The organism is Gordonia sp. IITR100, assembly GCF_002009645.1.
Classification (GTDB): domain Bacteria; phylum Actinomycetota; class Actinomycetes; order Mycobacteriales; family Mycobacteriaceae; genus Gordonia; species Gordonia hongkongensis.
On sequence record NZ_MVKV01000023.1, the window covers coordinates 24,790 to 49,896 of the forward strand.

The window sequence follows — 25,107 nt, forward strand, 5'->3', positions numbered from 1 at the left end:
GCTGAAGGGTTAGACGCACCGAGAACGAATCGGCGCGTCGGCGCCGGCTCGGGTGGGGACGCTACGCGTCGTCGCGAACCCGGCGGTACCGCTCGTAGATCACCTGTCCGCCGTAGGTCCGGGTCTCGGCGAGCGACAGCCGGATCGTGTCGGCGACCGGCGGCAGCAACGGGGTACCGCCACCGACGATGACCGGGTAGCGGAAGATGCGGAACTCGTCGACGAATCCGAGTTCGATTGCCTGCCGGGCCAAGTCGGCGCCGCCGATCTCCACGTCACCGTCGGTCGAGTCCAGCACCGCGGTGAGCTCGTCGGCCAGCGATCCCTGCGCCAACCGCGCGTTGCCCTCGACCGACGTGAGGGTGCGGCTGAAGACCACCTTGGGCAGCGCCGACCAGATGTCGGCGAACGCGGCATCCGCGTCGTTCTCACGCATCCGCGGGTCGGTCTCCCAGACCAGCATCGTCTCGTAGAGCCGTCGCCCGCACACGAAGGCACCGAGTTCGCCGACCCGTTCGGTGTGGAAGGCGAACAGATCGTCAGAGGGGACCGACCAGTTGAAGTTGCCGTCGCGGTCGGAGATGAAGCCGTCCACCGAGACGCCCATCGACAAGAGCAGCATGCGGGGATGTTACGACGCCTCGCCGACACAGTCGCGGACTCCGACGCAGCAGGTGAATCCACGAGTCTGCTGTGAGGTCCGACGACACCCCGCTCGTGCCAGGCTTCCCTCAGGTGCGGGCAAGTACCATCGCCCTCTGTGCGTACGCCCCTGACCGATGCGACACCCGTCGCAACCCCGAACGAGGACGCCGCGACCGGCAACACGTCCGGGTACCGGCTGGACCTCGACGGGCTGCGCGGCATCGCGATCGCGCTGGTCGCGATCTTCCATGTCTGGTTCGGCCGGGTGTCCGGCGGCGTCGACGTCTTCCTGACCCTGTCCGGTTACTTCTTCGTCGCGTCTCTGCTCAAGCACGTCCTGGCGACCCAGCCCACGACGAGTTCCTGGGGCGCGGCGATCAATCCGTGGCCGCGATTCTCCCGGCTCCTGCGCCGGTTGCTGCCCGCTCTGCTGCTGGTCCTCGCGGTCACCGCCGGACTGATCGCGCTGATCATGCCGACGACGCGTTGGGGACCGCTCGGGGCCGAACTGCAGGCCAGTGCCCTGTACTACCAGAACTGGCACCTCGCGTTCGAGTCGCAGGACTACGCGGCCGCCGACTCCGCGAACAGCCCGATGCAGCATCTCTGGTCCATGTCGATGCAGGGCCAGTTCTTCGTCCTCACCCTCGTCTGCGCGCTGGCACTGGGCGCGGTGCTGCGTGCCCTCGGCCGGCGATCCGCATTCTTCGCCGACCCCAAGGTGGTCCGTGGAGTCGTCGGGATCGCGCTCGGCGTCGTCGCACTGGGCTCCTTCGCGTGGGCCAACTACCGCCACGGGATCAACCAGCCCTTCACCTACTACGACACCGTGGCCCGTCTGTGGGAACCGCTCGTGGGCGGACTCCTCGCGGTGTGGATGCCGCGGATCGCGCTGTCGCAGCGGGTGCGTGACCTACTGGGACTCGTGGCCCTGGGCCTCATCGTGACGTGTGGCTGGTGGATCGCCGGCGTCCAGGAATACCCCGCGGCGTGGGCGCTCGTCCCCGTGGGAGCGACGCTGATCCTCATCTGGGTCGGCTCGTCCCAGACCGCCCCCATCGATCAGGCCCCCGTCGATCAGAAGACGGCGTCCGGCCAGACCTCGATCCGATCCGGGGTGAGCCGCGGTCTCGCCCATCCCCGGCTGGTGTGGCTGGGCTCGATCGCCTACGCGCTGTACCTGTGGCACTGGCCGCTGCTCATCTTCTACCTGGCGTGGCGCTATCAGGACGACGTCTCGTGGTTCGAGGGCTCCGCCATTCTGGCCGTGTCCGTGCTGCTCGCCTGGCTGACCACGAAGTACGTCGAGGCGCCGCTGCGTGCCGGGTCGGCGAAGCGGAAGCAGTCCCCGGTGCCGCCCGATGCCGATGGCGTGGTCGCGCGGCCGCCGTTCGAGAAGACCAGAGGCTACCGGCGCGCCCTCGTCGCGGTACTGGTCGTTATCAGCGTCGCAGCCGGCGCCGCCGCGGTGACCTGGCAGCGCGACGCCGCCAACGCCACCCTCGACACCCAGAACCTCGACCCACGGCTGTACCCGGGTGCGCGGGCATTCCTCGACGGCGCTCCGGTACCGAACGTGACCGCACAACCGAGTCCCCAAGTCGTCGACATGGACTGGCCGATCACCTCCTACGACTCGATCATCAGCGGCTGGAAGGACCCGTCCATCAAGGTCGGGTACTACGGCAACGTGAACGCCACCCGAACCATCGCGCTGGTCGGCGGTTCGCATGCGGAACAGTGGATCACCGCGCTCGACGCCATCGGCAAGCGCCACGACTTCCGCGTGACCACCTACCTCAAGGTCGGGTGCGCCCTCACGACCGAGCACGTGTTCACGTGGTTCGGCCAGAAGTACTACCAGTGCAACGACTGGTCGCGTCGCGTCATGGAGCGGCTCGCCGTCGACAAGCCGGATGTCGTGTTCACCAACAGCACCCGGCCCGTCGAGTCGGGCGACGGCGACTACGTCCCCAAGGACTACGAAGAGATCTTCGCCGAGTTCCGCGACCGCGGGCAGCGGGTCGTCGCGGTCCGCGACAACCCCTGGGCGACCGGACAACTCAAGCCGCCGGAGTGTCTCGCCAGCGGACGCAAACCCGAGGTGTGCGGCGTGCCCCGAGCACAGGCGATGGCGCCGGCCGACCCCGCCGCCGCGCTCGCCGGCGAGTTCCCCAACATGAGCTTCCTCGACTACACCGACGCCATGTGCGACGACGAGTACTGCCCCGCGGTCGTCGGGAACATCCTGGTGTGGCACGACTTCCACCATCTCTCGGCGACCTTCGTCCGCAGCCTGATCCCCGCCGTCGAAGCCGATCTCCAGCGGTCGCTGGGCTGGTGGTGACCCTTCGTGACGCTCGCAAGCTCGCTCCTCAGGGAGCGGGAGATGTGACCGCCGTCAGCACCGCCCGCGGCCCGGCGAACACCGTCTCGCGGACGTGGTTCCGGGCGAGAGTCCAGGCGGGACAGTCACATCGGGCCGCGACACCGCGCGCGTCGACGCCCTGGTCGCGGCACAACGCGATGGCACGGCGCAGGTGGAAATTCTGCGTCACGATGACCACCTCGTCGACGCCGAACACCTCGCGGGCGCGTCGGCAGCTCGCCGCGGTGTCGAGGCCGGCCGGGTCGTCGACGATCGCCCGCGGGTGGGCACCACGTTCCTCGAGATAGCTTCGCATCACCGCGGGTTCGTTTCCGGCCTCCTCGGAACCGTTGCCCGAGTTGATGATCCGGTCCACTCCCCCGGACCGGTACAGCTCCAGCGCCGTGTCGAGCCGGCCTCGCACGTAGTCGCCGGGCGAGCCGTCGTCGTAGACGAGGGAACCCAGCACCAGCAGCGTGGACCGGCGGGCCGGCGCCGTCGCGTCGTCGATCCTGCCGACCGACGAGAAGTACATCCAGGTGACGGCCAGGGTGATCCACAGTTCGACCAGCACCAGCAGCACCGGTACGACGAGACGAGCACCTGACCTCACCCCTACAACGTAGGGGGACCGACTCCCAACATGCCCATTCGAGCCCCGACCCGGCAGTCGCCCCGTGATACTGAGGGGACCTCGGTCGCGCTCAGCCTGTGCGCGCATCCATTTCGTGGTGTGAAAGTGATGGTGCGATGCCGTACATGCCGGTCACCTCGTCGATGTTCCTCCTCGCCGAGACGCGGGAGCAGCCCATGCACGTGGGCGGACTCCAACTGTTCGTACCGCGCGAGGGCCAGTCGTCGAGCGAACTCGCCGAAGAGATCATCGAGGCGTTCTGCGGCTGCACCGAAGTCCATCCGACCTTCCGCAAGCGGCCGGCGGTACCGGTGACCCTGCTGGGCAACGTGGCGTGGTCCTTCGACGACGAGATCGACTTCGACTACCACGTCCGCCGGACTGTGCTCCCCCGCCCCGGCCGCGTCCGCGAGCTGCTGCGATACGTCTCCCTCAACCATGGGGCCCTGATGGACCGGTTCCGACCGATGTGGGAGATCCACGTCATCGAGGGTCTCGACGACGGCCGGGTGGCGCTCTACAGCAAGATCCACCACTCCGTCGTCGACGGCGTCTCCGCGTTGCGCCTGCTCCAGCGGACCTTGTCCGACGACCCCGACGACCGGTCGGGTACTGCACCCTGGGACCCGGCGCTGGTCGAGCGTCGACCCCCGCGCCCCTCGCCGAGTCTGCGCAGCCGGGTGTCCGGCCTGGCGAACGTGGCAGGCCAGGTCGCCGGCCTCGGGCCCGCGGCCGCGAAGGTCGCGGTGGCCGGCCTCCGCGACCCGGAGTTCGTCGCCCCACTTGGACGGGCCCCGCGCACGATTCTCGACGTCGCGATCGGGAGCGCCCGCCGATTCGCCTCGCAGCAGTGGGAGATCGACCGTCTTCGGGCAGTGGCCGATGCCCGGAACATCACCCTCAACGACGTGATCGTCGCGATGTGTTCAGGAGCCCTGCGGTCGTACCTCATCGACCAGGACGCCCTGCCCGACGCCCCGCTCATCGCGGCGGTGCCGGTGTCGATGCACACCGACGGCGATGACGACGGCAACGCGGTGACCGCCATCCTGGTGAGTCTCGCGACCGATGAGCCGGATCCCGAACGCCGCCTGGACAAACTCGTCGAGTCGGCGCGCCACAGCAAGTCGGTGGTCCGGGGCCTTCGTCCGCTGCAGGCGCTCGCGCTGGGAGCGGCGAATTTCGCGCCGCTCGCCTTCGCGACCGTGCCCGGCTTCGTCCAGTACGTCCCCCCGCAGTTCAACATCATCATCAGCAACGTCCCCGGGCCGTCGAAGCACCTGTACTGGAACGGCGCCCGCCTCGACGGGGTGTACCCGGTCTCCATCCCGACGCAGGGTCTCGCGCTCAACATCACGGTGACCAGCACCGCCGAGCACATCAACTTCGGGCTGATCGGCGCCCGGGCCCAGCTCCCGAGCCTGCAACGCCTGCTCACGCACCTCGATACGGCGCTCGAGGAACTCGAGAAGGTCGCGCGAACGCGGTGACGTCTCCGAGCGGCCGTGGCCCGGACGTGGCTTCGGACACCCTGACTCGACAGTAAGTTACTCGCGAGTATCATCTGATATGAGGTAGACCAGCGTAATTAGGCCAGCCTTGGCAGCGCGCCGGTGGCGCAACGAATTACGGTTACCTGTAGTACACCGCCCCGTGGTACCCAGCCTCGCGTTCCGCGACCGGGGGCGGACGACCTAGACGAAAGGCCGGTACGCGCCCGTGACTACCACGACGATTGCCATCGGCACGACAGCCGCGGTGATCAGCCTCCTCTGCTGGTACCTGTTCCTCGGTGGCATGGTGCGGATCTTCCGCACCATCAAGCTCGGGCACAAGGTCGACAGCTCCCGCTTCTGGCCCATCCTCCCGCGCTTCCTGACGATGATGAAGGAATTCATCGTCCACACGCGCATGGTGAAGTTCCGCACCGTCGGCTGGGCGCACTGGCTCGTGATGGTCGGCTTCCTCGGCGGATTCCTGCTGTGGTTCGAGGCCTACGGACAGTCCATCAACCCGGAGTTCCACTGGCCCGTCTTCGGTGACACCTTCGCGTGGCACCTCTGGGACGAGCTGCTCGGGATCGCCACCGTCGTCGGCATCATCGTGCTGATCGTGATCCGCCAGCTCAACCACCCGCGCGTCCCCGAGCGGCTGTCGCGCTTCGGTGGTTCGCGCTTCGGACCGGCCTACTTCGTCGAGGCCATCGTGCTGCTCGAAGGCCTGGGGATGATCCTGGTCAAGGCGTCGAAGATCGCGACCTACGGCCACGCGAACGCCTACTCCGATTTCTTCACGATGCAGGTCGCCAAGATCCTCCCGGCGTCCCCGACGCTGGTGTCGATCTTCGCCGTCATCAAGCTCATGAGCGGCATGGTCTGGCTGGCCATGGTCGGCATGAACATCAGCTGGGGCGTTGCCTGGCACCGTTTCTCGGCTTTCCCCAACATCTACTTCAAGCGCGAGCAGGACGGCGGCGTCGCCCTCGGTGCCGCGAAGCCGATGATGAGCCAGGGCAAGGTCCTCGACATGGAGACCGCCGATCCCGATGTCGACGCGTTCGGCGCCGGCAAGATCGAGGACTTCTCCTGGAAGGGCTGGCTCGACTTCACCACGTGTACCGAGTGTGGCCGCTGCCAGTCGCAGTGTCCGGCGTGGAACACCGGCAAGCCGCTGAGCCCGAAGCTGCTCATCATGTCGCTGCGCGACCACGGCAACGCCAAGGCCCCGTACCTGCTCGCCGGTGGCCGCAAGGACATGGGCGGCGACGAGGTCGGCCTCGTCGATGCCGACGGCAACGTCCTCGAGGACAAGCTCAACGCGATCCCGGAATCGGCGCGTGCCGAGGCGGCCCGCAAGCTCGTCGGCGAGTCCAAGGGCGATCTCGGCGGCGGTCAGGTCGTCGAAGCCGTGGAGGGTGAGTTCGATCCCGAGGCGCTCGGTGCCGTCATCGACACCGAGACCCTGTGGAGCTGCACCACCTGCGGTGCCTGCGTCGAGCAGTGCCCCGTTGACATCGAGCACGTCGACCACATCCTCGACATGCGCCGCTACCAGGTCCTGATCGAGTCGGACTTCCCGACCGAGCTGGCCGGCATGTTCAAGAACCTCGAGAACAAGGGCAACCCGTGGGGCCAGAACGCCTCCGCGCGCACCGCCTGGATCGACGAGATGGACATCGAGATCCCGGTCTTCGGCAAGGACGTCGAGTCGTTCGAGGGCTTCGAGTACCTGTTCTGGGTCGGCTGTGCCGGTGCTTACGAAGACCGCGCGAAGAAGACCACCAAGGCCGTCGCCGAGCTCCTCGACATGGCCGCGGTGAACTTCATGGTCCTCGGCGAGGGCGAGACCTGTACCGGTGACTCCGCACGACGCGCCGGCAACGAGTTCCTCTTCCAGATGCTCGCGCAGCAGAACATCGAGATGCTCGGCGAGGTCTTCGCGACCGCGCCCGAGCAGCGCAAGAAGGTCGTCGTCACCTGTGCGCACTGCTTCAATGCGCTGGGCAACGAGTACCCGCAGCTGGGCGCGAAATACGAGGTCGTCCACCACACGCAGCTGCTGAACCGTCTCGTGCGCGAGAAGCGGCTCGTCCCCGTCGCACCGCTCGGCGAGGGCGTCACCTACCACGACCCGTGCTACCTGGGCCGCCACAACAAGGTCTACGACGCCCCGCGTGAGTTGATGGGTGCGGCCGGTTCGACGCTGACCGAGATGCCGCGTCACGGCGAACGGTCCATGTGCTGTGGTGCCGGCGGCGCCCGGATGTGGATGGAAGAGCAGATCGGCAAGCGGATCAACATCGACCGGGTCGACGAGGCGCTGGACACCCTCGGCGACACCACCGGCGATCAGGTCAAGAAGGTCGCGACCGGCTGTCCGTTCTGCCGCGTCATGCTCACCGACGGCGTGACCGCCCGGACGAGCGGTACCGAGTCCGAGGGCAAGGTCGAGGTCGTCGACGTCGCGCAGTTGCTGCTCGAATCGGTGAAGCGCGACCGGACCGAGGTCAAACTCGGCGGCCGGTTCCTCGGACCGCGTCCCACCCTCGCCGAACCGGAGCCGGAACCCGAGCCCGAGAAGGTGCCCGCGGCGGCGACTGCGTCGGCCGCGGCCACCGAGGCCGCGCCGAAGCCGAAGGTCGGCCTGGGCATGAAGGGCGGCAAGAAGCCGGGCGCGGCGGCCAAGACCGCGGCACCAGAAGCACCTGCCGAGAAGGCACCCGCCGAGAAGAAGCCGGCATCGAAGGGCTTCGGCATGAAGGGCGGCAAAAAGCCCGGCGCCGCAGCGGCGTCGGCCGCCCCGGAGTCGGCAGCCGCCGAGACCGCAGCCGAGACCGCAGCCGAGGCACCCGCCGAGAAGAAGCCCGCAGCCAAGGGCTTCGGCATGAAGGGCGGCGCCAAGCGTCCCGGTGCCGCGAGCAAGCCCGCCGGTGGTACCGCCGAGCCGGTGCCGGCCGAGACCGAGTCGTCCGAGGCGGTCAAGGAGGAGGTCGCCGAGGCCACCACCGAGACGCCGCAGGCCGAGAAGAAGCCCGCATCCAAGGGCTTCGGCATGGGCAAGGCCAAGCGCCCGGGTCAGAAGACCACCAACGCGGCGGCCCCCGCCGCCGGGGTGACCGCGCCCGCCGAGAGCAAGGTCGACGAAAGCGAATCGGCCCCGGACGCCGCCCCCACCGTGGACACGGAATCGGCCTCGGCGACAGCGGGAACGACGACAGCGGAGTCGGCGACCGCGGGATCGGCGACGGAATCACCCGTTGCTGCGGCAACGGAAGAGAAGCCCGGCAAGGCCAAGGGCTTCGGGATGTCCGCGGGCAAGAAGCGGCCCGGCGGTATCGGCAAGGCCGCGGCCAAGCCGGCCGCGGCACCTGCCGAGGCTGCGGACGCCCCCGCTCCCGAGGCGGACGTCGCACCGGCCGAGACCGCCGAGGCACCCGCTGCCGAGGCTCCGGCTGCTGAGACGCCAGCCGCCGAGGCATCGCAGGGCGGCTCGGCCGCCGTGCTGACCGAGGAGAAGCCGGCCAAGGCCAAGGGCTTCGGCATGGCCGCGGGCAAGAAGCGACCGGGCGGCGCGAGCAAGGCCGCACCGGCAGCTGCTCCGACTCCGGAAGCGGCTGAGCCAGAACCCGAGGCCCCGCAGGCCGAGGAGGCACCAGCCGAGGCCGCAGCGACCGAAGCGCCTGTGAACGAGGCCCCGGCCGCCGAGGCTCCGGTAACAGAGGCCGACGACGCGGAGACGGCCGAGGTCGAGACCGCGGGCGACGCAGACGACGCCGACACAGAGGCGGCGCCTGCGGCGTCGAGCAACGGTTCGTCCGCCGCTCGCACGGTCGCCGAGACCGGGGCGTCGAAGGCCAAGGGCTTCGGCATCGCGGCCGGCAAGAAGCGGCCCGGCCACAAGTAGATCGCAGTACCGCAGAACGGGCTCCGACCATTCGGTCGGGGCCCGTTCTGCATCGGGCGGGCCGTCCGGACGCGACCACCCGATCGACATGTCGTGTCTCGACATCCTGCCGGGAGCCGTCGACTGTGACATCGTGAGCCAAGGCAACAGTTCACTGAATCCGACCGGCGGGAGGCGAACTCGGCAGTCGAGGACAACGCGGTCAAACAGTCACCCGGCATGAGTGTGCCGACCCTGACCGCGATGGTGGTCGGCTCGATGATCGGTGCCGGGGTGTTCTCCCTGCCTGCCCGATTCGGCTCGTCCGCAGGCGTTTTCGCGGCCATCATCGCCTGGACCATCGCCGGCGTCGGGATGCTGACCCTGGCACTCGTCTTCCAGCGGTTGGCGATTCGCCGACCAGAGCTCGACTCGGGCGTATTCGCCTATGCCAAGGCCGGTTTCGGGGATTACGTCGGCTTCAACTCGGCGTTCGGATACTGGGCGAGCGCCTGTGCGGGCAACGCCTTCTACTGGGTGTTCATCATGAGCACCATCGGCAAGGCCTGGCCCGCGCTCGGTGAGGGTGACACCGTGATCGCCGCACTGCTCTCGACCGTCGGGATCTGGGTCTTCGCCGCCCTGATCGCCCGCGGCGTCAAGGATGCCGCCGCGATCAACCGGATCGTCACCGTCGCCAAGATCGTGCCGATCCTGGTGTTATCGCGGTCGCGGCCGTCGCCATCGAGGTCGGCGTCTTCACGGACAACTTCTGGGGCACCGAGGACGTCACCGCGGGAGCCATCTTCGACCAGGTACGCAACACGATGATCATCACCGTGTTCGTGTTCCTGGGGATCGAGGGCGCGAGCGTGTACTCCCGCTACGCGCGACGACGCGAGGACGTCGGCCGTGCGACCATCCTCGGCTTCGTCAGCGTGCTGTGCGTGTTCGCCTCGGTCACCCTGCTCTCCTACGGGATACTCCCGCAGGCCGAGATCGCGGCGCTCCGGCAACCGTCCATGGCTCCGCTGCTGGCCGAGATCGTGGGCAGCTGGGGGACGGCGTTCATCAGTTTCGGGGTCGTCATCTCGGTCCTCGGCGCCTACCTCGCGTGGACCCTGATGGCCGCCGAGGTGTTGTTCATCCCGGCCCAGGACAAGGACATGCCGCGCTTCCTGTCCCGACAGAACGGCGCCGGCGCCCCCATCGCGGCACTCGCACTGACCTCGTTGATGGTTCAGACGCTGATCATCGTCGTGCTGTTCGCCGAGGACTCGCTCGACTTCCTCCTCGACCTGTGCACGAGCCTGTCGCTCATCCCCTATTTCCTCGCGGCGGCCTTCGCGGTGAAGGTGGCGTTCCCCGAACGAGGGTCCGGGACGCAGGCACGTCGCGCGCTCGCGATCGCCGTCCTCGCGACCGTGTACACGGTGTTCCTCGTCTTCGCGGCCGGTCCGGAGTTCCTGATCCTGTCCTGCATCATCTATGCGCCCGGGGCCATCCTGTACGTGATGGCGCGCCGCGAGAACGGTGCGCGGATCTTCCGACCGGCCGAGGCCGCGCTCTGCGGAATCCTCGTCGTCGGCGCCGTGCTCGGAATCGGCGCGCTGGCGACCGGACCAACAGCGACGACCTGCTCTTCGACGACGTCATGTGGGTCGAGAACGCCCAGCGCGACCACGCCGACTTCGTCAACAAGATGACCCAGCGGGGCGTCGAGGTGCTCGAACTCCACGCCGTCCTGGCGGCGACGCTCGAGCTACCGGGAGCTCGTGACTGGCTGCTGGACCGGACGATCGTCGCCAACCGCGTCGGCCTGGGCCTCGTCGACAGCACGCGGAGCTACCTCGAGTCGCTCACTCCGCGAGCACTCGCCGAGGTCCTGATCGGCGGGCTGGCCACCGATGATCTGCCCGACGATTTCCGTTCCGGCTATCTCAAGCTCGCCAGCGAGCAGGTCGGCGCACGTGAGTATCTTCTCCCGCCGCTGCCGAACACCCTCTACACCCGCGACACCACCTGCTGGTTGTACGGCGGGGTCACGCTCAACCCGCTGTACTGGCCGGCGCGGCGCGAGGAGACCCTGATCTACAAGGCGATCTACCTGTATCACCCCGATTTCGTCGACTCCACGGTCTGGTGGGGCGATCCCGAACAGAACTGGGGCCGTGCCACCTTCGAGGGCGGGGACATCATGCCGGTCGGCAACGGCGTCGTCCTGATGGGCATGAGCGAGCGGACCTCGCGTCAGGCGATCACCCAGGTCGCCAAGACCCTGTTCGAGAAGGGCGCAGCCGATCGGGTGGTGGTCGCGGGCATGCCGAAGTTGCGGGCGGCCATGCACCTCGACACGGTGTTCACCTTCGCCGACCGCGACATCGTCACGCTCTACCCCCGGATCATCGACGCGGTGCACACCTTCTCGCTGCTGCCGTCGGACGCGGCACCGGGCGTCGACGTCATCGACCACGGGACCGGCTCGTTCGTGGACACCGTCGCACGCTCGCTCGACCTGGACTCGCTACGCGTGATCGAGACCGGCGGCGACGTGTACCAGTCCGAGCGACAGCAGTGGGACAGCGGCAACAACGCCGTCGCCCTCGAGCCCGGGGTGGTGATCACCTACGACCGGAACACGACCACCAACACCCTGCTGCGCAAGGCCGGCGTCGAGGTCATCACCATCGTCGGGGCCGAACTCGGGCGCGGCCGGGGCGGCGGGCACTGCATGACGTGTCCGCTCATCAGGGACGCGGTCGACTACTAGCCGACGACCAGCGTGCCGGGAAACAGGCACCCCGGCACGCGCCAGAAACGCATTTGCCACCGGCTGCGACAATGTACCCGTGAGTAGGCCCCATGTTTCGCACCTCAACCAGAACCTCAAGCCGCTCGAGCAGTCGCTCAAGCTGCAGAACGTGTGCTACGAGATCCGCGGTCCCGTCCACGCGCACGCGCAGCGGCTCGAGGCGGAGGGCCATCGAATCCTCAAGCTGAACATCGGCAACCCGGCGCTGTTCGGTTTCGAGGCCCCCGACGTGATCATGCGCGACATGATCCACGCCCTCCCCTACGCGCAGGGCTACTCCGAGTCCGCTGGTGTGCTCTCCGCGCGTCGTGCCGTGGTGACCCGCTACGAGCTCATCCCCGACTTCCCGTACTTCGACGTCGACGACGTCATCCTGGGCAACGGCGTCTCCGAGCTCATCACGATGACGATGCAGGCGCTGCTGAACGACGGCGACGAGGTCTTGATCCCGGCGCCCGACTACCCGCTGTGGACCGCGATGACCTCGCTGTCCGGCGGGCAGCCCGTGCACTACCGCTGCGACGAGGAGAACGGGTGGAACCCCGACGTCGCCGACATCGCCGCGAAGATCACCGACCGCACCAAGGCGATCGTCATCATCAACCCGAACAACCCGACCGGCGCGGTCTACTCCCGCGAGGTCCTCGAGCAACTCGTCGAACTCGCCCGCGAGCATTCGCTCCTGATCCTCGCCGACGAGATCTACGACAAGATCATCTACGACGACGCCGAGCACGTGAACGTGGCCTCGCTGGCGCCGGATCTGTTGTGCCTCACCTTCAACGGCCTGTCGAAGGCGTACCGCGTCTGCGGTTACCGAGCCGGGTGGGTCGTGATGACCGGACCGAAGGACCACGCGCGCGGCTTCATCGAGGGCATGGGCATCCTGGCGTCGACGCGCCTGTGTGCCAACGTGCCGGGCCAGCACGCGATCCAGGTGGCCCTCGGCGGTTACCAGTCCATCGAGGCCCTGGTCTCCCCTGGCGGCCGGTTGTACGAGCAGCGGAACGTGACCTGGGAGAAGCTGAACGAGATCCCCGGGGTCAGCTGCGTCAAGCCCAAGGGCGCGCTGTACGCCTTCCCCCGCCTCGATCCCGAGATCTACGAGATCCACAACGACGAACTGTTCGTCCAGGACCTGTTGCTGCAGGAGAAGATCCTCGTCGTCCAGGGGACAGGGTTCAACCTCGACGACCACAACCACTTCCGCATCGTCACCCTGCCGTGGTCCCGGGATCTGACCGAAGCCGTCGAGCGTATCGGCAACTTCCTGTCGTCGTATCGGCAGTGATCCCGCGGACTCCCGCGAGTAGTCCCAGGTGAGGGCCCGGTCATCCGACCGGGCCCTCACTGCTCTTCCGGGGTCTGGACATTTGTGTAACCGTTGGTAACGTGTACCTCCATCGGCGGGGCACACACAACGAGGTGACAGATGGCTCAACAGGCGATTCGACGACCCGAGTGGCGTCCGGGGACCGTCAGCAACAACGGGATCCGGCTGGCCACCTACGAGCTGGGCGATCCGTCGAAACCGACGGTGCTGCTGGTGCACGGCTGGCCGGACACCCACCACCTGTGGACCCACATCGCGCCGCGGCTGGCGGAGCAGTATCACGTGGTCGCCTATGACTGCCGCGGCTTCGGCGAGAGCGACCGCCCCCGGCGGGTCGCCGCCTATCGCCTCGACGAGCTCGCCGACGACCTGTACGCGGTCGCGGAGTCGGTGAGTCCCGACGACGCCGTACACGTGGTGGCACACGACTGGGGATCGGTGCAGACATGGGAGGCCGTCAGCCGCCCGCGCGCCAACGCCCGCATCGCCTCGTTCGTCTCGGTGTCCGGCCCCAACCTCGACCACCTCGGTCAGTTCGTCCGCGATCAGGTCGCCAGCCCCACCCCTCGACACCTGCGCAATGTGCTCGCGCAGTCGATGTCGTCGGCCTACACAGGGCTGTTCCAGCTTCCGGTGCTCCCCAACGTGTTGTTGCGCGCGATGGGCAATCCGGCGGTGTGGAAACAGTTCCTGCGCGCGGTCGAGGGCACGCCACCGGAGAACGTCGACGTCGCCGACTCGTTGCGCCGCGACATGGTGAGCGGCCTCGCCCTGTACCGCGCGAACATCCGCGCCAAACTCCTGCGGCCCGATCCGCGGACCACCACGGTGCCGGTGCTCCAGGTGGTCAACGAACGCGACATCGCGCTGCGGCCGGCCATCTACGACATCACGCCGACGTACGTCGCGAAACTCTGGCGCCGCGACACCCCGACCGGACATTGGCTGCCCTACACCCACCCCGACTATCTGACCGATCTCGTCCTGGATTTCCTTGCGGTGCAGACCAACAGTGGGGCCCCGGCCCCGGTCATCGAGCGGGCCCGGCTTTTCACCGAACCGAAACCCCTGGCGGGCAAACTCGTCGTGATCACCGGTGCGGGCAGCGGCATCGGACGCGAGACGGCCCTGGCACTGGCCGAACGCGGGTGCGAGCTCGTCCTGGCCGACCTCGACCTCGCGTCCGCCGACGAGACCGCCCGCGCCTGCAAGGCCGCGGGGTCGGCCGCGCACGCCTACCTCCTCGACGTCTCGGACACCGCCGAGTTCGCCACCTTCGCCGCTCGCGTCCGAGAGGCCCACGGCATCCCCGACATCGTGGTCAACAACGCCGGAATCGGTTTGGCCGGTGGGGTGTTGGCGGCCACCGACGAGCAGGTCGACCGGCTCCTCGACGTCAACCTGCGCGGCGTCGTCACCGGCAGCCGGGAGTTCGGCCGGCAGATGGTCGAGCGCGGGGTCGGCGGGCACATCGTCAACATCGCGTCGGCCGCGGCGTTCACGCCGTCACGCAGCCTCGGCCTGTACTCGGCGTCGAAAGCGGGGGTACTCCTTTTCTCCGAGTCGCTCCGCGCCGAGCTCGCCGAACACCGCATCGGCGTCAGCGCGATCTGTCCCGGACTCGTCGACACCAACATCGTCTCCTCGACGCCGATCGCCGGCCTCGACGCCGAGACCGAACAAGCACGCCGCGATCGGCTCGACCGGTTCTACCAGCGCCGGGGGTTCACGCCGGACCGGGTCGCAAGTGAGATCGTCGCGGCCATCGAGCACAACAAGGCGGTGGTGCCGGTGACCGTGGAGGCGAAGGTGGGATACCGGATCTACCGCTTCGCGCCGTGGCTGTCGCGCATCGGCGCCCGTCAGAACGTCACGGGGTGAACCACATGACGCACACCGAGGATCACGCACACGACGACGCTTCGGCCGATCCCGGCCCCGTCGAACTGCACGCCCGCAACGTGGCATTCGACTGGGACGATGTCCCGCTCCATTGGATACCCGGCCACCCGGTCGCGTCGAACTTCATCAGCGTGCTCAATCTCCTGCTCCCGGAGGGCGAGCGGTGGTTCGTGCAGACCTACAACGAGGCCCTGCCGCTGGTCGACGACGAGGAACTCGCCTCTCGCATGCGAGGATTCATCGGCCAGGAGGCGATGCACGCCGAGGCCCACGATCACGTCCTGTGGGAGTTCCTCGATCACCACGGCATCGACCCGCGGCCCTACCAGCTCCAGATGGAGTGGATCTTCCGCAAGGTGCTCGGCCCGCTGGAGGGTGGCACCCAGGCGGCCCGCGACAAACACCTCGTCGAACGCCTCTGGCTCATCGCGGCTTTGGAGCACTACACCGCCATCCTCGGCGACTTCGCGTTGAACAACACCTGGACCCGGGTCGGGGCGCACCCCACGATGACCGACCTGTTCATGTGGCATGGCGCCGAGGAGGTGGAGCACCGGGCCGTCGCACACGATGTCGCCGCGTACTTCGGCGACGGATATCTGCGTCGCGGCCGGGCGATGTTCGTGGTGCTGCCGATCCTGTTGATCCTCATCCAGCGGGGTTACCGATTCATCATGGGCCAGGACAGGTCGTTGTCGTACAACTACTTCCAGAAGACCTGGCATTACCACCGTGGGGTGCGGGCCGGCGTGCTCCCGAAGATGCGGACGATCGTCTTCGCCACCTTCAGCTACTTCCGGCCCGGGTTCCGGCCGGAGGACATCGGCAGCACCGCACAGGCGGTCGCGTATCTCGCGAGCTCGCCGGCCGCGCGCAACGCGGCGTGAGTGCGGACGGGAGAGCAGGGTCATGAACCAACGCGCGCATCCGCATTCGACAACGCTCACGCAACCACCGCCCCACCTGCACGGCCGATGGCGGCACGACCCGCTGCTCACCGTCGGCACCATGATGTTCCGGGCGTGGTGGCCGGTCTGGCGGCCGCTGTCACCGCTGCGCCGAGGTGCGGTGCGCGACGGGACCACCCGGGTCCGGATCGTCGGACGCGAGGTGGTCGCGCGCGACGAGAACGTCATCGCGCTCACCCTCGCCGCCGCGGACGGTGGTGCGCTGCCGAACTGGCACGCCGGGGCGCACATCGATCTGCTGTTGCCGTCGGGACGCATGCGGGAGTACTCGCTGTGCGGCGACACCGCAGATCGCGAGCACTACCGGATCGCGGTGCGCCGGATTCCCGACGGCGGTGGCGGTTCGGTCGAGGTCCACGACTCGTTGCGTATCGGCGACGTCTTCTCGATCAAGGGTCCCCGCAACGCCTTTCCATTCGCGGTCCCCGGCCACGGATCACCTGCGCGCCGAATCCGCTTCGTCGCGGCCGGAATCGGCATCACCCCGATCCTGCCGATGCTCGCCACGGCCGAGCGCTTCGGGCTGGACTGGTCGATGATCTACACCGGCCGCACCGCCGAGTCGATCCCGTTCCTCAACGAGGTGGCCGCGTTCGGCGACCGCGTCACCATCCGGACCGACGACGTCCACGGACTGCCGAGCATGGCCGATCTGGTCGGTCCCGTCGACGCCCCCGCCGACCTCGCCGTCTACTGTTGCGGCCCGGTTCCCATGCTGGAGGGGCTTCGCCGTCATCTCGCGACACGCGCCGACATCGAGCTGCACTACGAGCGGTTCAGCCCGCCACCGGTGGAGAACGGCTCCGAGTTCACGGTGACGCTGGCTTCGACCGGTCAGGAGATCCCGGTCGCCGCAGACGAATCGGCGCTCGCCGCGATCCGCCGGGTGGTGCCGTCGGTGCCGTACTCGTGCCGGCAGGGATTCTGCGGCACCTGCAAGGTCAGGACGCTGTCCGGCGAGGTCGACCACCGCGACAACATCCTGACCGAACCCGAGCGCGAGGCCGGGACCATGCTGACCTGCGTCTCACGCAGTCCCGGCGGGAACCTCACCCTCGACCTCTGAGGCTTCCGCCCCTTGAGCTGAGGTGTGAGGAGCGCTGGCGACAACCCCTCCGCTCCCTGAGGTGCGAGGAGCGTTAGCGACGAGCCACGAAGGGTTCCCGCTCCCCCGCAACAAGAATGCCGCCGCGACGCCCGCGACCGCCGTGACGGCGACCGCGGCCCAGACCGCGTCGTGCAACCCGACCATGAAGGCGTCCTGCACCGCGATCCGGACCGCATCACCGATCGCGCCCGGCGCCTGGTCGGCCACCCCGACCCCGGCCATCACCGATTGCTTCGCCGCGTCGACCGCCTCGGCCGGCAACCCGCTGCCCGACAGCCGGTCCCCGACCCCGGCGACATACGCCGATGTCAGGATCGACCCGAGGACCGCGACACCGAGCGTCCCGCCGATCTCGCGTGTCGTGTCGTTGACCGCACTGCCCGCGCCGGCCTGTTCCGGACGCAGCGCGTCCATGATGAGCTGGGTGCACGGACCGGAGATGAAGGCGAGACCCGCCGCCATCAGCGACATCGCCCAGATGATGAGTTCCCAATACCCGGAGTCCCGCGCGGAGAGCTCGACGAGTGCGAATCCGCTTGACATCAGGAAGGCCCCGATCACCGAGACGACCCTCGGCCCGAAACGATGCGACAGTGCCATCGCGACCGGCGACAGCGCCGCCATCACGATCGCGAACGGAAGGGTACGGACACCCGCGGCCAGCGGCCCGTATCCCTTCACCGCCTGGAAGAACTGGGTGATCAGGAAGATGAAGCCGAAGAGCGCGAAGAACGCCACGCTGATCATCCCGGCCGCGGTCGCGAAGCGCCGGTTGGCGAAGAGCCGGACGTCGAGGATGGGGTGCGCGATCCGCAGCTGCGTGACCACGAACACCGTCAGCACGGCCACCGCGACAACGACACCCAGCACCGTGCGCACCGTGGCCCAACCGACGTGGGGAGCCTCGATCAGGGTGAAGGTGAGCAGGCCCAGGCCGGCGATCGAGAGCACGACCCCGAGCGCGTCGAACCGGGGCACCGACACCGGTCGCGTGCCGGGTACGACCGCCAGGATCATCGCGAGGGCCACCACTCCGAACGGGACGTTGACCCAGAACACCGATGTCCACGAGAAGTGTTCGAGGAGCCAGCCTCCGAGAACCGGTCCGATGGCCACCGCCACCCCGGAGACCGCCGCCCAGATCCCGACAGCCATCGCGCGTTCCTTGGCATCGACGAAGATGGTCGTGATGATCGCGAGCGTGGCGGGGAAGACCAGCGCCGCGAAGATTCCGAGCCCCGCGCGACCGGCGATGAGCTGCCCGAGGTTCTGTGATGACGCCGCCAGCACCGACACCAGCATGAAACCTCCGATGCCGGTGAGGAGCACCCGACGGTGCCCGAACCGGTCACCGAGGTAGCCGCCGGTCAACAGCAGGCCGGCGAAGACGAGCGTGTAGGCGTCGACGATCCATTGCAGGCCCGAGATCCCGGCGCCGAGGTCGCGGGCGAGCGTCGGGAGGGCCACGTTGACGATCGTGTTGTCGATCATCACGAGTAGTTCGGCGAAGCTGAGGGCGCCCAGCGCCCACCAGCGAGCATGCGTGCGTTCGGCTGGCATCGATCTTCTCCTGGTCGGGTGGCGCAAGCGGTTTCGGCGATTCGTTAGAACAACGTTCCAGAGTTGTAGAACACCGTTCTATTCAAGAAGAACACCGTTCCAGTAGGTTGTCAACATGTCTCCCGCGAAGCCGCGCACGCGTACAGCAGGCGCCGACGTCCGATCCGCGCTGCTCCGGGCAGGTCGCACGATCCTCGAGCGCGATGGCACGGCCGGTCTGACGGTTCGGGCCGTGGCCGGTGAGGCGAAGGTCGCCCCGATGGGCGTCTACAACCACTTCGACGGCCGGGACGGCCTGCTGGACGCCCTGGTCACCGACGGTTACGCCGAATTCGGACGGGCGATTGCGACGAGGGATGACGATCCGGCGACTCGTCTGCGCAACGCCGGTGTGGCGTACCGGAAGTTCGCACTCGCCAATCCGGTGCTCTACGGGCTGATGTTCTCAGCGCAGTGCACGCCCGAGATCGACGTGGCCGCAAACGCATTCGAGGTCCTCGTCGACACCATCCGGTACGGCCAGGTGGCCGGGGTCATCTTGTCCGCCGACCCCGTCGAACAAGCCATGCAGACCTGGTCCGCCGTTCACGGCGCCGTGAGTCTCGAACTCGCCCATGCCTATCACCCCGACGTCGATGCATCGGCGAACTACGAGAACGTCCTCGACTTCGTGGCGCGCGCACTGGCGCCCCGGCCCGGCGACTGAGACCCGGCTCGGGGACGGTCATCGGGTTCGTGCATCAGGGCAGGACGATCGGCGGCAGACCGGGAAGCGGGATCGTCACGCCGCCTGGCGGACGCGGAGTCCGCGACCGGGGACGAGGCCGGGGCGCAGGCTCCTCCGCGGAGGGCGTCGTCGTCTCCGGCGGAGGAGGAGTCGTGTACCGGCGCGCCGGTTGCCGGGCCTCGGCATAGATTGCGGGATCGGCGAACTCGGGTTCCGGAGTGGCGGTGGTGCGTTGGGGAAGCGGCGCGGCGACGGTCGGCGACGCCTCATCGTGTCCGACGGCCAACGCCGTGGCCACCGCGACCACGGCCACCGCGCACAGCAGCGCCACCGCGGCGAGAACGCGCTTGCCTCCGCGCCGCCGTCGGCTCGCGCCGGCCGAATGCGGCCCTGCTACTGACACGTCGGAGTGCGGTGGAGCCCCGATGGCCGACCCTGTGTCCGCCGAATACCCGGCCATCGGATCGACGTTCACGTCCCCATCGCCGGACCGGACGGGCGGCGTGGGCGTATGCGCCGACGTCCACCGTGGCGCAGACTCGGCCGACGGCGGCGGCTCGGCAACCGGATTCGTCGGCGTGCGCAGATCGTGACCGGCTGGAGAGCGCTCCTCGAACTGCTGGTCGTCCCGAAGCGGCTGGGCGCGAGGGACTTCCGGGGCCGCAACATACGGGGCGAGCGCCCCGAACGCCGTGGCCACCACCGGTGGCGACTGAGTGACGGACTCGAAGATGGGGGTGTCGTGCGTGTCGTGCGTATGGTCGTCGCCACGCGGAGCCATCTCGGCGGGAGCCGAGAAACCGTCATCCGACCGGGTCGGGACCGCATCCTGTTCGGCGGGCGGGGTCGCCACCCCCACGTCTGGTTCGATCACATCGCCGGACACTGCGATCGCGTGCGGTACCTCCGGTTCCGCCGCGTGTCCGCCGTGCGCCGGGGGCCGAGTGATGCTTCCCGACGGATCGACGTCGACGACCGGCACGGGTACGGCTCGCGCAATCGCGTCCCGGAGGCCGGGCCATGCGCTCACGCGATCGGCGACCACGACCGCGGGGGCGGAGGCTCCGGACACCGCCGCGCGAGCGAGGTCTTCGGCGCGTGCGGTCAGCGGGGCTCCGGCTTCGGCGACGTCGCGGCGCGCCATGCGGAACAGCCGGATGTGGTCGCGGCCCATCAGGAAGGTGCCGTCGGACTCGCGGAGCCGCTCGCGGCCGCGGGTGACGAGGTCGAGGACCTCCTCGTGCCATTCGCGCGAGGTCGGTGCCGCCACCCGCCCGACCCGAACGAGATGGTCGGCAATCACCTCATCCAGGACGGCGAGGGTGAGACCGGAATCGGAGTAGGAGTCCGCGACGGTCCCTCGAGTCGGGTCCAGGCGTCCCACCGAGACGCCCGCCCGCGGATCGAGATCGAACAGCACGACCTCGGCGTTCTGCGCGATCCCCCGCTCAGCGAGTTCGGCGCGCACGGCGTCGACGACGGCAGCACTGACCGTGACCTCTGCCTGCGCAGACGTCGGTGTCACGGCCGGATCGGCCACCGTGTCGGTCATCTGGTTGATTCCTGCACCTCACGTGCACCTCGCCTCATGTCCCCCACCGGCGAGAAGGTGCCTCCTGGACAGTCGCGAGCTCAACCTAGCACGACTCAGCGGACGGTGGCCCCCGGCGCATATCCGTTCACCTGCTCGGACGGGTGGTTTCGCGGCGCCGGGCGGGTGGGAGCGGGGCCGCCCAGGGCGCGGTAGTCCCAACCCGCGTCGCGCCACATCTGCGGGTCGAGGCAGCGCCGACCGTCGACGATGCGCTTGGCGCGGACGACGCCCTCGAGTTCTTCGGGCGCCATGTGCACGAACTCGGCCCACTCGGTGGCGATGACGACGACGTCGGCCCGGTCGCACGCGTCGCGCGCCGAGGTGGCGTAGCCGAGGCTCGGGTGGACGCGTCGTGAGTTGTCCATCGCCTTCGGGTCGAAGACGGTCACCGACGCCCCTTCGAGCGCCAGCCTGCTGGCCACCGTCAGCGCGGGTGAGTCACGGACGTCGTCGCTCTCCGGTTTGAAGGCGGCGCCCAGGACGGCGACGTTGCGCCCGAGGACCTCGCCGCCGAGCGCCTCGAAGACCAGTTCCACCGCCGCACCCCGGCGACGCATGTTGATGGCGTCGACCTCCCGCAGGAAGCCGACGGCCCGCGGGGCGCCCATGTCGTCGGCGCGCGCGGTCAGGGCGCGGATGTCCTTGGGCAGGCAACCGCCGCCGAAACCGAGACCGGCGTTGAGGAATCGGCGTCCGATCCGCGGGTCGTGCCCGATCGCGTCGGCGAGGGTGTTGATGTCGGCGCCGGCGATCTCGCACAGTTCGCTGATCGCGTTGATGAACGAGATCTTGGTGGCCAGAAAGGCGTTCGCCGAGACCTTCACGAGTTCGGCGGTGGCCCAGTCGGTCTCGATCAACGGCACGCCGGTCTCGAGGATCTCGCGGTAGATCTCGCGGGTGACCTCCCCGGCCGACGACCCGGCGTCGGGGTCGTCGGCGGCCGTGTTGAGGCCGCTCGGGTCGAGCGAACCGGTACCGAGGACGAGCCGATCCGGCCGGAGCGTGTCTTCGACGGCGAATCCCTCGCGCAGGAACTCCGGACTCCACGACAGTTCGACATCCGCCCCGGCGTGCGACAGTACCGAGATCCGTTGTGCGAGTTCGGCGCAGGTGCCGACCGGTACGGTCGACTTGCCGATGATGAGGTGGGCGCCCCGCAGCGTCGGCACGAGCGCGTCGATCGCCGAGTACACATGCGAGAGGTCGGCCCGGTGCCCGCGGGGTTCCTGCGGGGTCCCGACGCCGAGGAAGTGCACCGAGGCGTGGTCGGCGGCCGCGAGGTGGTCGGTCGTGAAGCGGAGTCGTCCGGCGTCGATGTTGCGGCGCAGAATGTCGGCGAGCCCCGGCTCGAAGAACGGGACCTCGCCGGCCTGGAGGCGTTCGATCTTGTACGGATCGACGTCGATGCCGACGACGTCGTGCCCGAGTTCGGCCATGCAGGCCGCGTGAGTGGCACCGAGGTAGCCGCATCCGATCACCGTGAGCTTCATGAGGGCAACGGTTACCCAGGCGGAACCACCGGTAACCATCCTCGTCGTGGCGGGTTGTCATCGGCTGGGTGAACTTCCGGAGCCGCGCCCACCCGGTCCGTCCACCCGCCGGTTGAGCAGAGTCGAAACCCCTCAGTCGTGCTTCTGGAAGTTCAGGTACGCCTTCGACGGGGTGGGGCCGCGTTGTCCCTGGTATTTCGATCCGACCGACGCGCTGCCGTACGGCTCCTCGGCCGGGCTGCTGAGGCGGATGAGGCACAGCTGCCCGATCTTCATGCCGGGCCAGAGGGTGATCGGCAGGTTCGCGACGTTCGACAACTCGAGGGTGATGTGGCCGGAGAAACCGGGGTCGATGAAGCCCGCCGTCGAATGCGTGAGGAGGCCGAGTCGACCGAGTGACGACTTGCCCTCGAGTCGGCCGGCGAGGTCGTCGGGCAGTGAGCACACCTCGAGGGTGGACCCCAGCACGAACTCGCCCGGGTGCAGCACAAAGGGCTCGCCGTCGGCGGGTTCGACCAGCGAGGTGAGTTCGTCTTGGCGTTGTGCGGGGTCGATGTGGGTGTAGCGGGTGTTGTTGAACACCCGGAACAGGCCGTCGAGCCGGACGTCGACGCTGGAGGGCTGGACGAGGGCGGGATCGAACGGATCGATGGCGAGGCGCCCGTCAGCGATCTCGGCGCGGATGTCGCGGTCGGAGAGCAGCACGGTGTCGAGGTTATCGAATGGTCAGGGAGGATCTGCGCCGGTGTCGGTTGGCGCCGACCCTCCGCTCTCCGGTGCCGCTGTACTGCGCCGCCGCCGGACATCAGCGCGCATCCGGTCGAAGATGGCGTCGGTGCGATGGGCGTGGTTGATCCGCGGCGTCGACGACGGGTGCGACCGGGGCGGGTGCCAGACGGCGCGGCCCGCGTCGACCCCATCGGTGGCGATGGTGGTGGCCCACTGATCCACCCCGGTGCCGACCACTCGGTTGTGTGGTGGGCAGGCGGTCGCGAGGGTGTCGAGGTCGGTGGAGCCGTGGTGGGCGTCCCACTCGACGACATGGTGGATCTCGCAGTCGAACGACGGCCGCGTGCATCCCGGGAAGGTGCAGCCGCCGTCGCGGGCGACCGCCGCGATTCGTTGTGCGCGCGAGGCCAATCGCCTGGACCGCCCGAGGTAGAGCACCTCGCTGGAGTGGTCCCGGAACACCGCGAGATGATGCTGCGCGTCCGCGGCGAGGTCGACGGCGTCCTTGACGGGTAGGAGGGTCCCCGTCGCGGTCCGCGCCGGGTCGCCGGCCGCGTCGCGTAGCGCCGATTCGGTGATGGACACGACAAGGTGTGGCGGCAGCCCGTGGTGCGAACCCCCGAGCGCGCCGGCGTCGAGCACGAAGCGCAGCATGGCGCGCAACGCGTCGTGGTTCCGCTTCTCGGCTGAGCGCTCGTCGCGTCCGGCAGCGGCGGCCAGCGCGTCGGGGTCCGCGGCGGCGGGGTTCCCGGTGGGCGACTCGGGATCGGCGGGATTGTTCATCCCGGGAGCGGCCCACACCGACAGGACGACGTCGAACATGGCGCGCGTCACGGGGTCGAGCGTTGCGGTCAGCCGGGACATCAGTTGGGCGTCTTGCGGCCCGAGTTTGAGGCCACGGTTGCGGGCGCGGTCGCGATCGTCGGTGATGGTTCCGTCGGGGTCGAGGTGGGCCAGGATGCGGGCGCCGAGGTCACGGAGTGACGACGGGTCGTACTCGCGTGCGTAGTGCGCGAGCGTTGCCTCGGCGGCTTCCCGGTCGGCAGGGTCCACGTCGGCGGGGATCTTGCGCATCACCTCGATGACGACGTCGACGTGGCGTCCCGAGATCTCGCCGTCGGCAACACCTTTGGCGGTCTCGGGAAAGCGCGGTTCGAGCGGCACCCCCTGCATGTCCGGGAACCTGCCCAAGGCCCAGACCCGGTTCATCAGGCGGGTCGCCTCGCCGCGCCGGTTCAGCGCGTGGCACAGGAAGTTGGAGACGGTCTGGCACCCCATCTTCCGGTACGCCGACCGCTCGTCGATGTCGACGATGTGATCGGTGAACAGCGACAGCATCCGTCGTTCGGCACGCTCGTGCTCGATCGCGACCTGTAGTAGGTCGGTGTCGGAGCAATCCGTGGACTGCGTCTCGGCGATCTCGTCCATAAGTGCATGCAGGCGCTTGTACTGGTCGAGAAGAAGTGGTGGTGCAGATGGCCCGGTAGAAGCCATGATTTCATCCCCCGTCATCATGGCTTTACTCGAAACTACGTTCGAGACTACCGGCCGGTCGTCCGATGCGCAACCCCTTCCGGCGAGTTGGTCTTGCGTCGCAACCGAATCGGATCACACCAACAAGCCCCGCCCCGCCCAGATGTAGCACCTCGTTGCGTCTGACGCCACGATCCGCGACATCTGCGCGTGCCGGCGACCGGCCCGGCCACGGGTTTGCTAGGCTGTCGTTCGCGAGTCCAGCACTCGCACGCCGATGTAGTTCAATGGCAGAACATCAGCTTCCCAAGCTGAATACGCGGGTTCGATTCCCGTCATCGGCTCCACCATCACCGCAGTTAGACCAGCATTTCGCGGGTCT

The 25,107-nt window shown here is 68.4% G+C and carries 15 protein-coding genes, 1 tRNA gene and 2 pseudogenes; 11 read left to right on the forward strand and 7 right to left on the reverse strand.

Going from position 1 to position 25,107, the window contains the following annotated elements:
* Nucleotides 1–61: 61 nt before the first annotated feature.
* Nucleotides 62–622: a dihydrofolate reductase family protein gene (locus B1818_RS21895; RefSeq protein WP_078114005.1), complete on the reverse strand. Its 561-nt coding sequence runs from the start codon at nucleotides 620–622 to the stop codon at nucleotides 62–64.
* A 138-nt stretch (nucleotides 623–760) separates the two neighbouring features.
* On the opposite strand from B1818_RS21895, the gene B1818_RS21900 reads away from it, so the two are divergent.
* Complete coding sequence (locus B1818_RS21900) at nucleotides 761–2,992, forward strand: acyltransferase family protein (protein ID WP_078114006.1); 2,232 nt, start codon at nucleotides 761–763, stop codon at nucleotides 2,990–2,992.
* 28 nt (nucleotides 2,993–3,020) lie between these two features.
* Here B1818_RS21900 and B1818_RS21905 read toward each other — a convergent pair whose 3' ends face one another.
* Nucleotides 3,021–3,548 (reverse strand): vancomycin high temperature exclusion protein, encoded by a 528-nt coding sequence (locus B1818_RS21905; RefSeq protein ID WP_078114032.1) that lies wholly within the window; start codon nucleotides 3,546–3,548, stop codon nucleotides 3,021–3,023.
* Between the two features lie 215 nt (nucleotides 3,549–3,763).
* Here B1818_RS21905 and B1818_RS21910 point away from each other — a divergent pair, with 215 nt between their 5' ends.
* The 8 genes and pseudogenes from B1818_RS21910 to B1818_RS21945 all read left to right on the forward strand — a co-directional run bounded on the left by B1818_RS21910 (nucleotide 3,764) and on the right by B1818_RS21945 (nucleotide 17,110).
* Nucleotides 3,764–5,137, forward strand: coding sequence for a wax ester/triacylglycerol synthase family O-acyltransferase (locus tag B1818_RS21910; protein ID WP_058249642.1), 1,374 nt, complete (start codon nucleotides 3,764–3,766; stop codon nucleotides 5,135–5,137).
* A 229-nt stretch (nucleotides 5,138–5,366) separates the two neighbouring features.
* Nucleotides 5,367–9,050, forward strand: a complete 3,684-nt coding sequence (locus tag B1818_RS21915) for a (Fe-S)-binding protein (RefSeq protein ID WP_078114007.1) — start codon at nucleotides 5,367–5,369, stop codon at nucleotides 9,048–9,050.
* A 258-nt stretch (nucleotides 9,051–9,308) separates the two neighbouring features.
* Nucleotides 9,309–10,735: pseudogene (locus B1818_RS24590) on the forward strand (basic amino acid/polyamine antiporter).
* Nucleotides 10,651–11,799, forward strand: a pseudogene (locus B1818_RS24595) (arginine deiminase); the annotation flags it as partial. The pseudogenes B1818_RS24590 and B1818_RS24595, both read left to right, overlap by 85 nt.
* A 79-nt stretch (nucleotides 11,800–11,878) precedes the next feature.
* Nucleotides 11,879–13,132: a pyridoxal phosphate-dependent aminotransferase gene (locus B1818_RS21930; protein WP_004022424.1), complete on the forward strand. Its 1,254-nt coding sequence runs from the start codon at nucleotides 11,879–11,881 to the stop codon at nucleotides 13,130–13,132.
* Nucleotides 13,133–13,273: 141 nt separating this feature from the next.
* Nucleotides 13,274–15,055, forward strand: coding sequence for an SDR family oxidoreductase (locus tag B1818_RS21935; RefSeq protein WP_078114009.1), 1,782 nt, complete (start codon nucleotides 13,274–13,276; stop codon nucleotides 15,053–15,055).
* Nucleotides 15,056–15,060: 5 nt separating this feature from the next.
* Nucleotides 15,061–15,963, forward strand: coding sequence for a metal-dependent hydrolase (locus tag B1818_RS21940; protein ID WP_058249928.1), 903 nt, complete (start codon nucleotides 15,061–15,063; stop codon nucleotides 15,961–15,963).
* Nucleotides 15,964–15,985: 22 nt separating this feature from the next.
* Nucleotides 15,986–17,110 (forward strand): PDR/VanB family oxidoreductase, encoded by a 1,125-nt coding sequence (locus tag B1818_RS21945; protein ID WP_078114010.1) that lies wholly within the window; start codon nucleotides 15,986–15,988, stop codon nucleotides 17,108–17,110.
* Here the strand turns inward: B1818_RS21945 and B1818_RS21950 are convergent.
* Nucleotides 17,072–18,712: an MFS transporter gene (locus B1818_RS21950; RefSeq protein ID WP_078114011.1), complete on the reverse strand. Its 1,641-nt coding sequence runs from the start codon at nucleotides 18,710–18,712 to the stop codon at nucleotides 17,072–17,074. The two genes, B1818_RS21945 and B1818_RS21950, sit on opposite strands and share 39 nt — an antisense overlap.
* A 115-nt stretch (nucleotides 18,713–18,827) precedes the next feature.
* Between B1818_RS21950 and B1818_RS21955 the strand changes: the two genes are divergently transcribed.
* Nucleotides 18,828–19,418, forward strand: a complete 591-nt coding sequence (locus tag B1818_RS21955; protein WP_058249636.1) for a TetR/AcrR family transcriptional regulator — start codon at nucleotides 18,828–18,830, stop codon at nucleotides 19,416–19,418.
* 34 nt (nucleotides 19,419–19,452) lie between these two features.
* Here B1818_RS21955 and B1818_RS21960 read toward each other — a convergent pair whose 3' ends face one another.
* The 4 genes from B1818_RS21960 to B1818_RS21975 all read right to left on the reverse strand — a co-directional run bounded on the left by B1818_RS21960 (nucleotide 19,453) and on the right by B1818_RS21975 (nucleotide 24,746).
* Complete coding sequence (locus B1818_RS21960; RefSeq protein ID WP_078114012.1) at nucleotides 19,453–20,991, reverse strand: hypothetical protein; 1,539 nt, start codon at nucleotides 20,989–20,991, stop codon at nucleotides 19,453–19,455.
* A gap of 95 nt (nucleotides 20,992–21,086) precedes the next feature.
* The gene (locus B1818_RS21965) at nucleotides 21,087–22,523 is read right to left on the reverse strand and encodes a UDP-glucose/GDP-mannose dehydrogenase family protein (RefSeq protein WP_065631630.1); all 1,437 of its coding nucleotides are present in this window, start codon (nucleotides 22,521–22,523) and stop codon (nucleotides 21,087–21,089) included.
* 132 nt (nucleotides 22,524–22,655) lie between these two features.
* Nucleotides 22,656–23,228 carry a dCTP deaminase gene (dcd, locus tag B1818_RS21970; RefSeq protein ID WP_058249633.1) on the reverse strand — a complete coding sequence of 191 codons (573 nt, stop codon included), beginning with the start codon at nucleotides 23,226–23,228 and terminating at the stop codon, nucleotides 22,656–22,658.
* A gap of 21 nt (nucleotides 23,229–23,249) precedes the next feature.
* Nucleotides 23,250–24,746, reverse strand: a complete 1,497-nt coding sequence (locus B1818_RS21975) for an HNH endonuclease signature motif containing protein (RefSeq protein ID WP_078114013.1) — start codon at nucleotides 24,744–24,746, stop codon at nucleotides 23,250–23,252.
* 252 nt (nucleotides 24,747–24,998) lie between these two features.
* On the opposite strand from B1818_RS21975, the gene B1818_RS21980 reads away from it, so the two are divergent.
* Nucleotides 24,999–25,072 (forward strand) — tRNA-Gly (locus B1818_RS21980).
* The last annotated feature ends 35 nt before the right edge of the window (nucleotides 25,073–25,107 follow it).

Bases quoted from the DNA above. Each gene is read 5' to 3' on its own strand.
- B1818_RS21965 (WP_065631630.1), bottom strand. From the start codon at position 22,523: ATGAAGCTCACGGTGATCGGATGCGGCTACCTCGGTGCCACTCACGCG.
- B1818_RS21950 (WP_078114011.1), bottom strand. From the start codon at position 18,712: ATGCCAGCCGAACGCACGCATGCTCGCTGGTGGGCGCTGGGCGCCCTC.
- B1818_RS21975 (WP_078114013.1), bottom strand. From the start codon at position 24,746: ATGGCTTCTACCGGGCCATCTGCACCACCACTTCTTCTCGACCAGTAC.
- B1818_RS21905 (WP_078114032.1), bottom strand. From the start codon at position 3,548: ATGTACTTCTCGTCGGTCGGCAGGATCGACGACGCGACGGCGCCGGCC.
- B1818_RS21935 (WP_078114009.1), top strand. From the start codon at position 13,274: ATGGCTCAACAGGCGATTCGACGACCCGAGTGGCGTCCGGGGACCGTC.
- B1818_RS21940 (WP_058249928.1), top strand. From the start codon at position 15,061: ATGACGCACACCGAGGATCACGCACACGACGACGCTTCGGCCGATCCC.
- B1818_RS21945 (WP_078114010.1), top strand. From the start codon at position 15,986: ATGAACCAACGCGCGCATCCGCATTCGACAACGCTCACGCAACCACCG.
- B1818_RS21910 (WP_058249642.1), top strand. From the start codon at position 3,764: ATGCCGTACATGCCGGTCACCTCGTCGATGTTCCTCCTCGCCGAGACG.
- B1818_RS21895 (WP_078114005.1), bottom strand. From the start codon at position 622: ATGCTGCTCTTGTCGATGGGCGTCTCGGTGGACGGCTTCATCTCCGAC.
- B1818_RS21955 (WP_058249636.1), top strand. From the start codon at position 18,828: ATGTCTCCCGCGAAGCCGCGCACGCGTACAGCAGGCGCCGACGTCCGA.
- B1818_RS21960 (WP_078114012.1), bottom strand. From the start codon at position 20,991: ATGACCGACACGGTGGCCGATCCGGCCGTGACACCGACGTCTGCGCAG.